Source organism: uncultured Lutibacter sp., from assembly GCF_947495725.1.
In the GTDB taxonomy this organism is placed as follows: Bacteria; Bacteroidota; Bacteroidia; order Flavobacteriales; family Flavobacteriaceae; genus Lutibacter.
Genome location: NZ_CANLZZ010000004.1, coordinates 133,410 through 147,095, shown reverse-complemented (window position 1 = coordinate 147,095; position 13,686 = coordinate 133,410). Strand labels below are relative to the sequence as shown.

The 13,686-nt window shown below is 30.8% G+C and carries 13 protein-coding genes; 3 read left to right on the top strand and 10 right to left on the bottom strand.

Annotated elements, in window-relative coordinates:
- Positions 1 to 32: 32 nt before the first annotated feature.
- Together ftsH and rsfS are read right to left on the bottom strand one after the other, a co-directional pair.
- Positions 33 to 2,021 (bottom strand): ATP-dependent zinc metalloprotease FtsH, encoded by a 1,989-nt coding sequence (ftsH, locus tag Q0776_RS10225; protein WP_298367769.1) that lies wholly within the window; start codon positions 2,019 to 2,021, stop codon positions 33 to 35.
- Between the two features lie 32 nt (positions 2,022 to 2,053).
- Positions 2,054 to 2,425 (bottom strand): ribosome silencing factor, encoded by a 372-nt coding sequence (gene rsfS / locus Q0776_RS10220; protein ID WP_298367767.1) that lies wholly within the window; start codon positions 2,423 to 2,425, stop codon positions 2,054 to 2,056.
- A gap of 85 nt (positions 2,426 to 2,510) precedes the next feature.
- Here rsfS and Q0776_RS10215 point away from each other — a divergent pair, with 85 nt between their 5' ends.
- The gene (locus Q0776_RS10215; protein ID WP_298367765.1) at positions 2,511 to 3,248 is read left to right on the top strand and encodes a biotin--[acetyl-CoA-carboxylase] ligase; all 738 of its coding nucleotides are present in this window, start codon (positions 2,511 to 2,513) and stop codon (positions 3,246 to 3,248) included.
- A gap of 11 nt (positions 3,249 to 3,259) precedes the next feature.
- Here the strand turns inward: Q0776_RS10215 and Q0776_RS10210 are convergent, their stop codons facing one another.
- A complete protein-coding gene (locus Q0776_RS10210) occupies positions 3,260 to 3,649 on the bottom strand; it encodes an SRPBCC family protein (protein WP_298367763.1) in 390 nt (129 codons plus the stop codon).
- A gap of 7 nt (positions 3,650 to 3,656) precedes the next feature.
- Entirely contained in the window at positions 3,657 to 4,298 is a 642-nt protein-coding gene (gene pyrE / locus Q0776_RS10205; protein WP_298367761.1) for an orotate phosphoribosyltransferase, read from the bottom strand.
- A gap of 7 nt (positions 4,299 to 4,305) precedes the next feature.
- Here pyrE and Q0776_RS10200 point away from each other — a divergent pair, with 7 nt between their 5' ends.
- Both Q0776_RS10200 and Q0776_RS10195 read left to right on the top strand, forming a co-directional pair.
- A complete protein-coding gene (locus tag Q0776_RS10200) occupies positions 4,306 to 4,887 on the top strand; it encodes an NUDIX domain-containing protein (protein ID WP_298367759.1) in 582 nt (193 codons plus the stop codon).
- A gap of 125 nt (positions 4,888 to 5,012) precedes the next feature.
- Positions 5,013 to 6,635 (top strand): SulP family inorganic anion transporter, encoded by a 1,623-nt coding sequence (locus tag Q0776_RS10195; protein WP_298367757.1) that lies wholly within the window; start codon positions 5,013 to 5,015, stop codon positions 6,633 to 6,635.
- 2 nt (positions 6,636 to 6,637) lie between these two features.
- Here the strand turns inward: Q0776_RS10195 and Q0776_RS10190 are convergent, their stop codons facing one another.
- The 6 genes from Q0776_RS10190 to Q0776_RS10165 form a co-directional block, all read right to left on the bottom strand.
- Positions 6,638 to 7,270, bottom strand: a complete 633-nt coding sequence (locus Q0776_RS10190) for an NTP transferase domain-containing protein (RefSeq protein WP_298367755.1) — start codon at positions 7,268 to 7,270, stop codon at positions 6,638 to 6,640.
- Entirely contained in the window at positions 7,260 to 8,021 is a 762-nt protein-coding gene (xdhC, locus tag Q0776_RS10185) for a xanthine dehydrogenase accessory protein XdhC (RefSeq protein ID WP_298367753.1), read from the bottom strand. The genes Q0776_RS10190 and xdhC overlap by 11 nt, the downstream gene beginning before the upstream one ends.
- Positions 8,022 to 8,026: 5 nt before the next feature.
- Positions 8,027 to 10,222, bottom strand: coding sequence for a molybdopterin cofactor-binding domain-containing protein (locus tag Q0776_RS10180; RefSeq protein ID WP_298367751.1), 2,196 nt, complete (start codon positions 10,220 to 10,222; stop codon positions 8,027 to 8,029).
- 3 nt (positions 10,223 to 10,225) lie between these two features.
- Positions 10,226 to 10,684, bottom strand: a complete 459-nt coding sequence (locus Q0776_RS10175; protein ID WP_298367749.1) for a (2Fe-2S)-binding protein — start codon at positions 10,682 to 10,684, stop codon at positions 10,226 to 10,228.
- Between the two features lie 123 nt (positions 10,685 to 10,807).
- A complete protein-coding gene (locus tag Q0776_RS10170) occupies positions 10,808 to 11,407 on the bottom strand; it encodes a pseudouridine synthase (RefSeq protein WP_298367747.1) in 600 nt (199 codons plus the stop codon).
- Positions 11,394 to 13,682: a type IA DNA topoisomerase gene (locus Q0776_RS10165; RefSeq protein ID WP_298367745.1), complete on the bottom strand. Its 2,289-nt coding sequence runs from the start codon at positions 13,680 to 13,682 to the stop codon at positions 11,394 to 11,396. Before Q0776_RS10165 ends, Q0776_RS10170 begins: the two co-directional genes overlap by 14 nt.
- Positions 13,683 to 13,686 lie beyond the last annotated feature (4 nt).

The window sequence follows — 13,686 nt, the reverse complement described above, 5'->3', positions numbered from 1 at the left end:
GAATAAATTCAAAATTAGGAAAATTTATTAATTTAATCCTCTGTTTTTAACGAATTTTCTATACTAGGAGTTTCTTCACGGGTGTCTTCTTTTTTATCAGCCAATTCAGCTTCTGTTTCAAAAGGTCTTTTTCCAAATATTACTTCTAAATTATTTTTAAATATTACTTCTTTTTCTAGTAATACTTCTGCCAGCGTTATAAGCTTATCTTTGTTTTCAGTTAAGATTTTTATCGCTCTTTGATATTGAGTTTCAATAATTTCAGAAATTTCTTTATCAATTGTTTCTGCAGTTTGCTCACTATAAGGTTTTGTAAAATTATAATCTCCTTGGCCCGATGAATCGTAATATGTAATATTTCCAATTTTATCGTTCAATCCATAAATGGTAACCATAGCTCTTGCCTGTCTAGTAACCTTTTCAAGATCGTTTAATGCACCAGTTGAAATTTTATTAAACATTATTTTTTCTGCAGCTCTTCCTGCTAATGTTGCGCACATTTCGTCTAACATTTGTTCGGATTGTACAATTTGTCTTTCCTCAGGCAAATACCAAGCAGCACCTAATGATTGTCCTCTAGGAACAATGGTAACTTTTACTAAGGGAGCAGCGTGTTCAAGCATCCAACTGGCAGTTGCATGTCCAGCTTCATGAAACGCTATAGTTTTCTTTTCTTTTGGGGAAATAATTTTGTTTTTCTTTTCAAGACCACCAACAATTCTGTCAACAGCATCTAAGAAATCTTGATGATGAACAGCTTTTTTACTTTGGCGAGCGGCAATTAGAGCTGCTTCATTACATAAATTAGCAATGTCTGCACCAGAGAATCCTGGAGTTTGTTGCGATAGAAAATCTATATCAACATCCTTATGCAATTTTAAAGGTTTAATATGAACTTTGAAAATTTCAGCACGTTCTTTAATATCTGGCAAATCAACATATATTTGTCTGTCAAATCGTCCAGCTCTCATTAAAGCTTTGTCTAAAACATCTGCTCTGTTTGTTGCCGCAAGAACAATTACATTGGTGTCGGTTCCAAAACCATCCATTTCAGTTAATAATTGATTCAAAGTGTTCTCACGTTCATCATTTCCACCTGTCATATTATTTTTTCCACGTGCACGTCCAATAGCATCAATTTCATCGATAAATATTATTGAAGGTGATTTTTGTTGTGCTTGTTTAAATAAGTCTCTAACACGAGATGCTCCAACACCTACAAACATTTCAACAAAATCAGATCCTGATAATGAGAAAAATGGTACACCTGCTTCACCTGCAACAGCCTTTGCTAATAATGTTTTTCCAGTTCCAGGAGGACCAACTAATAGAGCTCCTTTAGGAATTTTTCCACCAAGTGAAGTGTATTTATCAGGACTTTTTAAGAAATCAACTATTTCTTGTACCTCTTCTTTTGCGCCCTCTAAGCCGGCTACATCTTTAAAAGATGTTTTAACTTTTTGATTTTCATCAAATAATTTGGCTTTAGATTTTCCAATGCTAAAAATTTGACCTCCACCGCCAGAGCCTCCTCCAGACATTCTTCTCATAAAGTAAATCCATAATCCTATTAAAAAGATAAATGGAAGATATACAAATAATTGGTCTAATAAGTTGGTTTTTTCAACATTAGCTGTGTCAAAATCTAAACTGTTAAGTTCCTTTTGTTCACTTAATTCTTTTTCAAAATTTTGAAGATCACCAAAATCATAATAATACATTGGTGCGTTGGCCGAATATAAAGAACCTTTATTTTTCTTATGAGTTTCTTTTTCTAAGGCCTCATTTTTTATATAAATATTAGCAATATCTCTATTAACAATAATAATTTTGTCGATATCATTGTCAGTTAAGATTGTTTTAAATTCATTTTGACTTAAATTTTTAGTGGAAAGACTTTCACTATTTAAAATTTGATAGCCAATAAACAACACTAAAAGAATCCCATAAATCCAATAAAAATTGAATTTTGGAGCTTTAATGTTTTTATTATTTGGTGTGTTTTTCTTTTCTTGGCTCATTTATTTATTGTTTCAATAAGTTGAAATATTTTTTAATTTGAAGAAGGTATTAAAGTAATTTTTGCATCTCCCCAAAGGCTTTCGATATCGTAAAATTCACGAATATGTTTTTGGAAAACATGAACAACAACATTTACATAATCGATTAAAACCCATTCAGAATTGTCTTCTCCTTCAACGTGCCAAGGTTTTTCTTGGCTTAATTTTCCAACTTGTTTTTGGATAATACCTGAAATGGCATTTACGTGTGTATTTGAGGTTCCTGTTGCGATTATAAAATAATCACAAACTGTATTTTCAATTTCTCTTAAATCTAATATTTGTACATCAACTCCTTTAATTTCATCTATCGCTTTTATAATTACAGCAATTAATTCGTCAGCACTTACATGTTTTTTTGTCATTAACTTTTTTATTTGGGTACAAAGTTATTGTTTTTTTATCATAAATTATGAATTGAGTAACTTTGTTAACTATTTTAAAACTCATATGAATATTATCAAAATTAATGCCATTGATTCTACCAACTTATACCTTAAAAAGTTAGTATCAAAAAGTCTGCTTCAAAACTATACTGTAATAGTAACACCTAATCAAACAGAAGGTAGAGGTCAAATGGGAACAAGTTGGGTTTCTGGAGAGGGTAAAAACCTGACATTTAGCTTGTTGGTAAATATTGATAGTTTCGAAATAAACAAACAGTTTTACCTAAGTATGGCAGTTGCACTAGGTATATTTGATGTGTTAAAAACAGATTGCAAGACAACTTTTCATATAAAATGGCCAAACGACATATTGGCAGTAAAAGACAAAGTAGCCGGAGTCTTGATTGAAAACATAATTGGAGGCTCACATATTAAACATTCTATAGTTGGTATTGGACTAAACGTTAATCAAGAAATATTCCCAAAAGAGTTAATAAATGTTTCATCGTTAAAATTAAATTGCGGTAAAAATTATGATTTGGATTTGCTACTTACCAAAATTGTAGAATCCATTAAATATTTTGTTGAGTTTATTAAAAACAAAGACTTTACAAAGCTTAAAAGTTTGTATTTAAGTTATTTATATAAATTAAATAAACCAGCAATGTTTGAAGATAATTTGGGTAATGTTTTTTTAGGGAAAATAATTGATGTAACTCAATCGGGAAGATTAGTAGTAGAATTGCCTGATGAAAAAACTCGCAAATTTAATCTTAAAGAAATCAAATTTGCGAATAGATAAGTTGTAATTATTTATAGGTTACTTGCGTTTTCGGTTAACGTATTAATAAATTTTTGAAGAGGACTTTTTACCATCATTGCCATCATTGGGTTAAAATCACCTTCAAAAAGTAATTGCAAATCACATGTGTTTTCGGTTACTTCATTAATTAAGGCATTTAATGAAAAATTTAATTTACTACTTGCCGCTCCTAAAACAATGCTATCAAATTCGTTCTTCTCTTTTATTACCAATCTAATTTCAGGCATTCCTTTTAAACTGAAAATAAAAGATTCACCATCAACTTCAAATTTATCGGTATTTTCTGGCATTAATTGCTCAAAATTATTAAGGTCTAATAAAAATTCAAAAAGTTCTTTTTGAGATTTATTAATAACTGATTTTTTAGTTTCTAAATTCATAATAAAATTATTGATTCCATTTATCTGGATTCTCTCTCCATTCTTTAAGAGTAGATAATTGTTTTTCAGTGATATAGCTAGAGTCTAAACATTGTTCTAACAAGTGGTTATAATCACTTAATGTTGTTAAATTAACACCTGCTTTATCAAAATTTTCATCCGCAATTTTGAAGCCGTAGTTAAATATTGCAACCATTCCCTTTACAATAGCACCTTCTTCCTTTAAAGCTTTAACCGCATTTAAACTACTTTTTCCAGTGCTAATTAAATCTTCAATAACAACAACATTTTTGTTTTTTTCTAATAAGCCTTCTACTTGATTTTTTCTACCATGCGATTTTGGTTCAGGTCGAACATAAATAAAAGGAACGTTTAAATGTTGTGCTACCAAAACACCAATGGCAATAGCACCAGTTGCTACTCCTGCAATTACATCAGGCTTACCATATTCTTTTTCAATAATGTCAGCTAAGTTTTCTCTCAAATAATTTCTTATTTTTGGAAAAGAAAGCGTAGTTCTGTTATCGCAATAAATTGGCGATTTCCAACCGGAAGCCCAGGTAAAGGGCTCATTAGGTTGTAACTTAATTGCTTTTATTTGTAATAAAAGTTCGGCAGTTTTTTTTGCTGTATCTTTGTTCATAATCATAATGCAAATGTATAAAGTTTTTATTAATGACAATCCTATTATTTTTACTGAAAACAATAATATATCAACAAAATTAAGAGTAAAAAATTTTGAAAATGTTGATATTATTGAATTAGTAAATGAATTATTTGTTTTAAAAAACAACGGTGTATGCCTTATTTGCAAGGATTTAAAAACCTGTTGGAGGGAGTTTAAGAGCAATTTCAAAATTCAAAAAGCTGCAGGAGGAAAGGTGTTAAATCCAAAAAATGAAACCTTGTTTATATACCGATTTGATAGATGGGATTTACCTAAAGGAAAATTGGAAAAGGGAGAAAGCATCAGTCAATGTGCCATTAGAGAAGTTGAAGAAGAATGTGGGGTTTCAGAGTTAACAATTGAAGAAAAATTAAAAACCACCTACCATATATTTCAAAGAAAAGGGAAAACAATATTAAAAATTAGTCATTGGTTTTTAATGAAAACGGAGTTTAATGGTACATTAATTCCTCAAGAAGAAGAAGGAATTAAAAGAGTAGTTTTTAAAAAAGAAAATGAAATTGAAGAAGCTTTAAATAATACTTATGGTAACATTAAACTATTGTTTTAATAAGTAAATTTCTATTCAACAAATCTTTTATTTCGTTATTTGTAACGTTTTCGTAACTCATTCAGTTAAATTTCAATCAACTAGTAAAAAGCGTTATATTTGCAGCTTTTGAAAAATAACTACTTATGACTGAATTTATTAGAAAAAGAGTATCAAATGTTAGAGATGATATATTTTCTGGAATAACAGTAGCTTTGGCTTTGGTTCCAGAAGCAGTAGCTTTTGCTTTTGTGGCAGGAGTGGATCCACTTGTTGGTTTGTATGCTGCATTTATGGTTGGTTTAATAACCTCCATTTTTGGTGGTAGACCAGGTATGATTTCTGGAGCAACAGGTGCTTTAGCTGTTGTAATGGTAAGTTTGGTTTCAGAAGGAAATGCAATGGGAGCGCCAGAAGAAAATTTAGGTTTGTATTATTTATTTGCAACTGTAATTTTAATGGGAATTTTTCAAATGCTTGCTGGAGTTTTAAAACTTGGAAAATTTGTTAGATTAATTCCGCACCCTGTAATGATGGGATTTGTAAACGGTTTAGCAATTGTTATATTTCTGTCTCAACTAGGAATGTTTAAAAAAACAATCAATGGAGAAAAAACTTGGTTGCAAGGAAATCAATTATACCTAATGATTGGTTTGGTTGCTTTAACTATGTTAATAATGTGGGGTTTACCAAAAATTAAGCAAGCAAAAAAACTACCAGAAGCTTTAATTGCCATATTAGTTGTAAGTTTTTTAGCTATTTTCTTGAATTTTGATGTTGCTACTGTTGGATCGTTTATTAAAGATGGAGGCGGAGAAGGTTTAAAAGGTGGTTTACCTACTTTAACTTTAGAAACTTTTTCAAAAGTTCCGTTTACTTGGGAATCTATTAAATTTATTTTACCATATTCATTAATTCTTGCAGCAATTGGTTTAATAGAGTCGTTAATGACATTAAACTTAGTTGACGATTTAACCGAAACTCGAGGTAATGGAAATAGAGAATGTTTAGCGCAAGGAGGTGCCAATATACTTACAGGGTTATTTGGAGGTATGGGAGGTTGTGCTATGATTGGCCAATCCATAATTAATATTAAAGGTGGCGGAAGAGGTCGATTATCTGGAATTGTTGCAGCCGTAATGTTGTTATTGTTTATTTTATTTGGTTCAACTTATATAGAACAAGTGCCGATTGCAGCTTTAGTAGGAGTGATGTTTATGGTAGTTATAGGAACATTTGCTTGGAGTAGTTTTAGAATTATAAACAAAATTCCTAAAGCAGATCTTTTTGTTTTAATATTGGTTTCGGGATTAACAGTATTGTTTGATTTAGCAATAGCAGTAATTGCTGGTGTTATATTTAGTGCTTTAGTATTTTCTTGGGAAAATGCAACTCGAATTAGAGCTAGAAAAAGAATGAAAGAAGATGGAACTAAAATTTATGAAATTTGGGGTCCTCTATTTTTTGGTTCAATAACTGCTTTTTTAGAAAAGTTTGATGTTAAAAATGATCCAGATAAAGTTGAAATTGATTTCGTTGAATCTCGCGTTTCAGATCATTCAGCGGTTGAAGCAATTTTTAATTTAGTGGAAAAATACGAAACGGCAGGGAAGGAAATTCACTTAAAACACTTAAGTGAAGAATGTAAAGTGCTTTTATATAAATCGAGCCCTAAGTTTAGAGGTGTTATTATTGAAGCAATAGATGATCCGCGCTATCATTTAGCTGCAAATCCAGAAAAATTCACAAAAGGTTTATTCGAAAAATAAATTTATTTCATACTATCTAAATAAGAATTCCAATCGGTTTTTTTATTTAGATTATAAATAATAGCCCTATCAAAAACTTCAACCGTTGAAATTTTGTTAGGGTTTATTTTTTTTAGTTGAAAATCTAATCGAGTGTATAAATTTCTTGGGTTTAATTTTAAAAAATCGGTCCAAATAGTTGGTGATATTTTAATAGGATGTCCATTTTTTCCGTTAAAGTTCGGATAAACTATTTCATTATTTTTTGAAATTATTTTATTTAGTTCAAAAGAATTTAAAATAGGAATATCTATTGGGCAAATGATAACGTAAGAGTTAGACGAAACCTTTCTTAAAACTGATTGTAGGGTAGAAAAGGAACCTAACTCGGGTTGTTTGTTAATCGTAGCTTTTACTAATAAATTATTGTAGTTAACAAATTGATGTTGTGCTTTTTTTAACCAAGGAATTGCATTAAAATACTCATTGAAATTATATCCTAAGCCAATATAAACTTCAGTAATATTACTCGAAGATATTCTGTTTAATTGTTCTAAAATCCAATATTTTTCTTTAAAATTTAATAAGCCTTTGTTACTTCCCATACGAGAAGATTTACCTCCGGCCAACAAAATAAAAATATTGTTATTTTCCATAATAAAATTTCAATAATTCGGCAGCAACGCTAATTGCAATTTCTTTTGGAGTTGTGCCACCTAAATCCAAACCTACCGGACAATGAACCGGTGAAATTCCTTCTTTAAAATTTAAATCTCGTTGAAGCATGTTGTTAAACTTATTTTTCTTGGTTTTACTTCCAATAAGTCCAATATATTTAGTTTTAGAATGTAATGCTAATGCTGTTATTTCAAAATCTAATTTATGATCGTGTGTCATAATAACAATATAACAATTTGGTCCCCAATTAATATTTTGTTTATAAAGGTCAAATTCAGTATCAATAAACTTAATAGAATCGTCTATTGAAATATTTTCTCTCCAATTTTTTCTAGTATCTAATAATGATATCTTGAAAGGAGTGTTTTTTAAAATTTCACAAAGTTCTATTCCAATATGGCCAGCACCAAACAAGTATAATTCTGGAGATTGATTCATAGGTTCAATTATTAATTCAACTTTTCCTCCACAACATTGCTCAAATTCTGGACCAAGAGTATAGGAGAACTCTTTTATATTATTTTCATTAATAGATTTTATAGCCTCTTCAATTACTTGAAATTCTAATTTTCCTCCACCAATAGTTCCAAAAATTTCTTTTTCTAAAGTTACAATCATTCTAGACGCAACTTTACATGGTGCAGAACCAAGTACTTTAGTAATTGTTATTAAAGCAACTGGTTGATTTTTTATTTTAAAATTCTGAAGGGTTTCAATCCAATTATTCATATTTTTTATACAATACCGTGGTCAGACAAAGGTAAATTATAATATCGTTTTCCAGTTAATTTATAAATAGCATTTACAATTGCTGGAGCAATAACTGGAACACCTGGTTCCCCAACTCCAGTTGATTTTTCTGTACTCTCAACAATTTCAACATGAACTGTTGGTGTTTCATTCATTCTTATCATTTTATAATCATGGAAATTACTTTGTTCAATGGCTCCATCTTTTACGGTAATTTTTCCATAATAAGCTAATGACATTCCAAATATTGCTGCACCTTCCATTTGTGCTTTAATAGTATTTCTATTAACCACAACTCCACAATCAATAGCAGTGTAAACATTATGAACTCTAAGTTTGTTGTTTTTCATAGAAACTTCTACTACAGATGCAACATATGAAAAGAAACTATAATGAACAGCCAATCCATATGCATGTCCTTCAGGCAGTTCTTTTCCCCATTTAGCATTTTTTGCTGCAACTTTTAATACATTTTTAAGTCTAGCAGAATTTAATTTTAAATTTTTTGCTTTGGGGTTTACTATTCGATCCTCCCCAATTAAGTTCAATCGAAAATCTAAAGGGTCTTTACCAGCCGCATATGCTAATTCGTCTGCGAATACATTTATTGAAAACCCATGAGGAATATTAATTACAGAGCGAAGCCACCCAATCCTAACGTGAGCCTTGGCTTTTCCAATTTCAACTTTTACATTTTTTATATTAAATGGAAGATTTGTAGCGCTTCCGCTTTCTCCTCCTGATGCATATTCTACTCCGGGAGCAAAAGTTGAGGAGATTGATGGTAATGCAAACCGGTGCAACCATCCTGTTACATTTCCTTCGTTGTTTAGAGAGGCTTTTAAATACTGAGCACTTACTGTATGGTAGTAACCATGCTTAATTTCATCTTCTCTTGTCCAAACAACTTGTACTGGAGCATTTATTTCTTTTGAGGCAATTGTGGCTTCAACAACATAATCTGGTTTTGATTTTCTACCGAATCCGCCACCTAGAAGTGTCACATTTATAGTAACTTTTTCTTCTGAAGTTTTTAAATAATCAATAACTTCTTTTCTTGAAGCTTGAGGTGTTTGAGTTGATGCCCAAACTTCACAGCTATCGCCCTGAACCCAAGCAATAGCAACCGGAACTTCCATTGGAGCGTGGATTAAATGAGGAAGTTGGAAAGTACTTTCAATAATTTTTGAAGCTTTTTTAAAAGCTTTACTAATGTTACCTTTATCTTTTAAAACCTTTCCATTTTTATGAACGTTTTTGGTAATTTGGTTCATAAATTTTTTTGAATTATAAACTTCATTTTCACCAAAGTCCCATTCTATTTTTAAGGCTTCTTTACCCTTAAAAGCAGCCCAAGTATTACTTGCAATTACTCCAACGCCTCCTAAAGCACCAAAAGGTCTTTCAATTCGTGGTAATTCTATAACGGCTTCAACTCCAGGAATTTTTAAAGCATCAGTTTTATCAAAAGATTTTATAGTTCCAAAAGTTACCGGACATCGTTGAACTGCCATAAATTTCATATTTGGAAGTCTTTTATCTAATCCATAAATGGCACTTCCAGTAACATAATCTTTTACATCAACACTGCTTAAATCCTTTCCTATGTATTTATAATCTTTGGGAGATTTGTAAGTTAAAGTATCTTCTTCAGGTGTTTTAAGTGTTTTGGCAATTTCTACTAAATCTCCAAACCCTATTTTTTTACCACTAGAATGAACAATAAAATGATTCTCGGCGCTACATTCTGAAGTTGAAACGTCCCATTTTTGAGCCGCAGCAGAAATTAACATAGTTCTTGCAATGGCACCCATTTTACGCATGGGTTCAAATAAATATCTTATACTTCTAGATCCGTCTGTATTTTGATCTCCATATTTTTTATCACCTGTTGCTTGTTTTACAGTTACTTTTTCCCAATCGGCATCCATTTCATCTGCAATTATAGAAGGCAAGGAAGTTCTAACACCATTTCCCATTTCTGATCGTGAAGCTATTAAAATTAAGCTTCCGTCAGAATTTAATTGAACAAATAAATTAGGATTAAAATCAATTAAATCTTTAGGTATTTTATCCTTATCTGAAAAAATTGAAGTATTACAAGCTATAATTAAACCTCCTGAAGCCAACCCAATACTTTTTACAAAACTCCTACGACTTATATTTTTTATAGTTTTCATAAATTAGTTTTGTTTTTTAAGTTCAACAGTTTTATGAATTGCTTTTTTTATACGTTGGTAGGTTCCACATCTACAAATGTTTCCTATCATGGCTTCATCAATTTCAGTGTCATTAGGATTGTCATTTTTATCTAAAAGTGCAGTAGCTGCAATTAATTGTCCGGGTTGACAAAATCCACATTGAGGAACATTTAAATCAATCCAAGATTGCTGTAATAATTGTAAATTTTTAGACTTTCCTTCAATGGTCAATATTTCTTTTCCCTCAGCTGCTGAAACTGGTATTATACAAGATTGTACAGGAGAATTATCCAGCAAAACCTTACACGATCCACAAAGCCCTTTTCCGCATCCATATTTTGTTCCAGTTAAACCAATTATATCTCTAATAGCCCAAAGCAAAGGCATTTCGGATGAAACATTAATTTCATGCTTTTCACCATTAATGTGAAGTGTAATCATTTTAAAATAGTTAGTTGTTATTTAAAATTACAATTTAGGTAATTTTAACTTAACTGTTTTTCAATGAATTCTATTTAACAGAATCTTAACGAATAGGGTAAATTACGTAGAAAAAAGCCACTACTAGTTAGAGGTTTTTATCAAATCTTTAATCATAATTACCTCTCCCGGTTGCATTTTACCAATTGTAAAATCTCCTATTCTTACTCTAAGCAATCGTAATGTTGGAAATCCTACAGCAGCTGTCATTTTTCGAACTTGTCTAAACTTGCCTTCGGTTAGGGTTATTGAAACCCAACTGGTAGGACCGTGTCGTTCATCTCTAATTTTTTTTCCTCTATCAGGGAAATTTGGAATTGGTTCAACCTTAAAAGCTTTACAAGGTTTGGTTATGTATTTCCCTTTTTCAAGTCCTATTTCAACACCTTTTTGAAGTTTAATAATAGCATCAGTTGAGATATCTCCATCCACTTGTGCATAGTATTCTTTTTCGAATTTGGAACTTCTTACAAATTGGCTTGTTTTGCCATTGGTAGTTAGTAACAATAAGCCTTCTGTTTTTTCATCTAACCTGCCAATTGCCATGATATTTTTAGGAAAGTCAAAGAGTTTTCCTAATAATTTTTTTTTATGTTTACTTACATCGTTATTTGTAAACTGACTTAAATAGCCAAATGGTTTATAAATAAGATAGTTATAATGAAGTGTGTTAGGCTCTTCCATTTAAAATTTGAAAAACAAGTTCTTTTGTTAGTTGTTTTCCTATAGCTTTTTGTTTAATGTTTTCAAAAGTGTAAACAAAATTGCAACCGTTTTTATATTCGCTACAACCGTAAGCTGTTTTTCCTTTTAAAACAGTTCCTTTTTTACATTTAGGACACTTAATAATATCTGGTATTTTTGTCTTTTTTTCTTCTAGTTTTAGGTTGAAATTAGTATCAAATCGAATAAGTCCTTCAACTTTACCAGTTTCGGTTTTAAAACCTTTTAAGTTAACGGTACATTTTTTTTGAAGTAAACGAATATATTGGTTTTCTGATATTTTTTTATCTAAAAATGTGAATGGAAGTTTTAAATCGCATCCATTTTTATAGTTGCTGCAACCGTATGCGGCTGATCCTTTTAAGATTGTTCCTTTTTTACATTTTGGACATTTTTCTGTTGAAATACCGCCACTTTTATTCTTTTTTATTGAAGACTTTTTTGAAATTTTTGCTGAACTAATTACTGCGGAAATATTAGCTCTTTTGGTTTCTGAACGAACTTCATAAACTAGATTATCTACCATCTTTTTCATATTTTTAATGAAGCTCCCAGCATTAAATTCTCCATGTTCAATCTCTTTTAAACGTTTTTCCCATCGACCAGTAAGTTCTGCCGATTTTAACAATTCATTTTGAATGGTATCAATTAATTGAATGCCTGTTGTTGTTGGTAAAAGTAATTTCTTTTTACGTTCAATATATTTTCTTCTAAAAAGTGTTTCAATAATATTAGCTCTTGTAGATGGTCTACCAATTCCATTTTCTTTCATTAATTCGCGCAAATCATCATCATCAACTTGTTTACCAGCAGTTTCCATTGCTCTTAAAAGCGTTGCTTCAGTAAAATTATTTGGTGGCTTGGTTTGTTTTTCTAAAAATGAAGGCATGTGGGAACCTTTTTCACCTTTTGTAAAAGTTGGTAAAATTCCAGTTTCTTTTTTTGTTTCTCCTGCTGTTTCAAAAACAACTCTCCAACCTTTTTCAATAATTTCTTTTCCCGTTGTTTTAAACGTAACAACATCGGCTTTTCCAATAACAGCTGTATTTGATACCTTACAATCGTTATAAAAAACAGCAATAAAGCGTTTTGTTATTATGTCATACACTTGCTGTTGATTGTATTGCAAATTTATTTGAACACCTGTAGGTATAATTGCGTGGTGATCTGTAACTTTTTTATCGTTAAAAACCTTGTTCGATTTTTTTATCTTTTTACCCAATAAAGGTTGTATTAAGGTATTGTAATTTGAAAGGTTTTTTAAAATACCTGGTACTTTTGGGTAGATGTCATTTGGTAAAAAGGTAGTGTCAACTCTTGGGTAAGTAACTACCTTTTGTTCATATAATTTTTGAACAATTTTTAGAGTTTCATCTGCCGAAAAACCAAACTTATTATTACAATATACTTGTAAACCGGTTAAATCAAATAGTTTTGGAGCGTATTCTTTTCCAGCTTTTTTAGAAATAGAAACAATTTCAAAATCACTTTCTTTTACTTTATTTGCAAAAACTTCTCCTTCTTCTTTTTTCAAAAACCTACCTTCTTCGCAATTAAAAAGAGTATCTCTATATAAGGTTTGAAGTTCCCAATAAGGCTGAGGTTTAAAGTTTTCTATTTCTTTAAAACGATTAACTACCATTGCTAAAGTTGGTGTTTGTACACGGCCAACAGATAAAACTTGCTTAAAACCACCATGTTTTACGGTATATAAGCGTGTAGCATTCATACCTAAAAGCCAATCTCCAATGGCTCTAGAAAACCCGGCATAATATAAATTATCATAATTTTCTGCAGGTTTGAGGTTTTGGAAACCTTCTTTAATAGCCTCAGTTGTTAAAGATGAAATCCACAAACGTTCTACTTTTCCTTTGTAACCAGCTTCATTAATAACCCAACGCTGTATTAATTCTCCTTCTTGTCCAGCATCACCACAGTTTATAATAACTTCTGCTTTATCAAAAAGACTTTTTACAATATTAAATTGTTTTTTTATGCCATCGTTGTTCACAACCTTCACCTTAAATTTTTCGGGTAACATTGGTAAATTATTTAAATCCCAACTTTTCCAATGTGGTTTGTAGTCGTTTGGTTCAAATAGTGTGCATAAATGACCAAAAGTATATGTTACGGCATAACCATTACCTTCAAAATAACCATCACGTTTTGTGTTTGCTCCTAAAACAGTGGCAATTTCGCGCGCAACGCTTGGTTTTTCAGCAATACATACTTTCATTTAT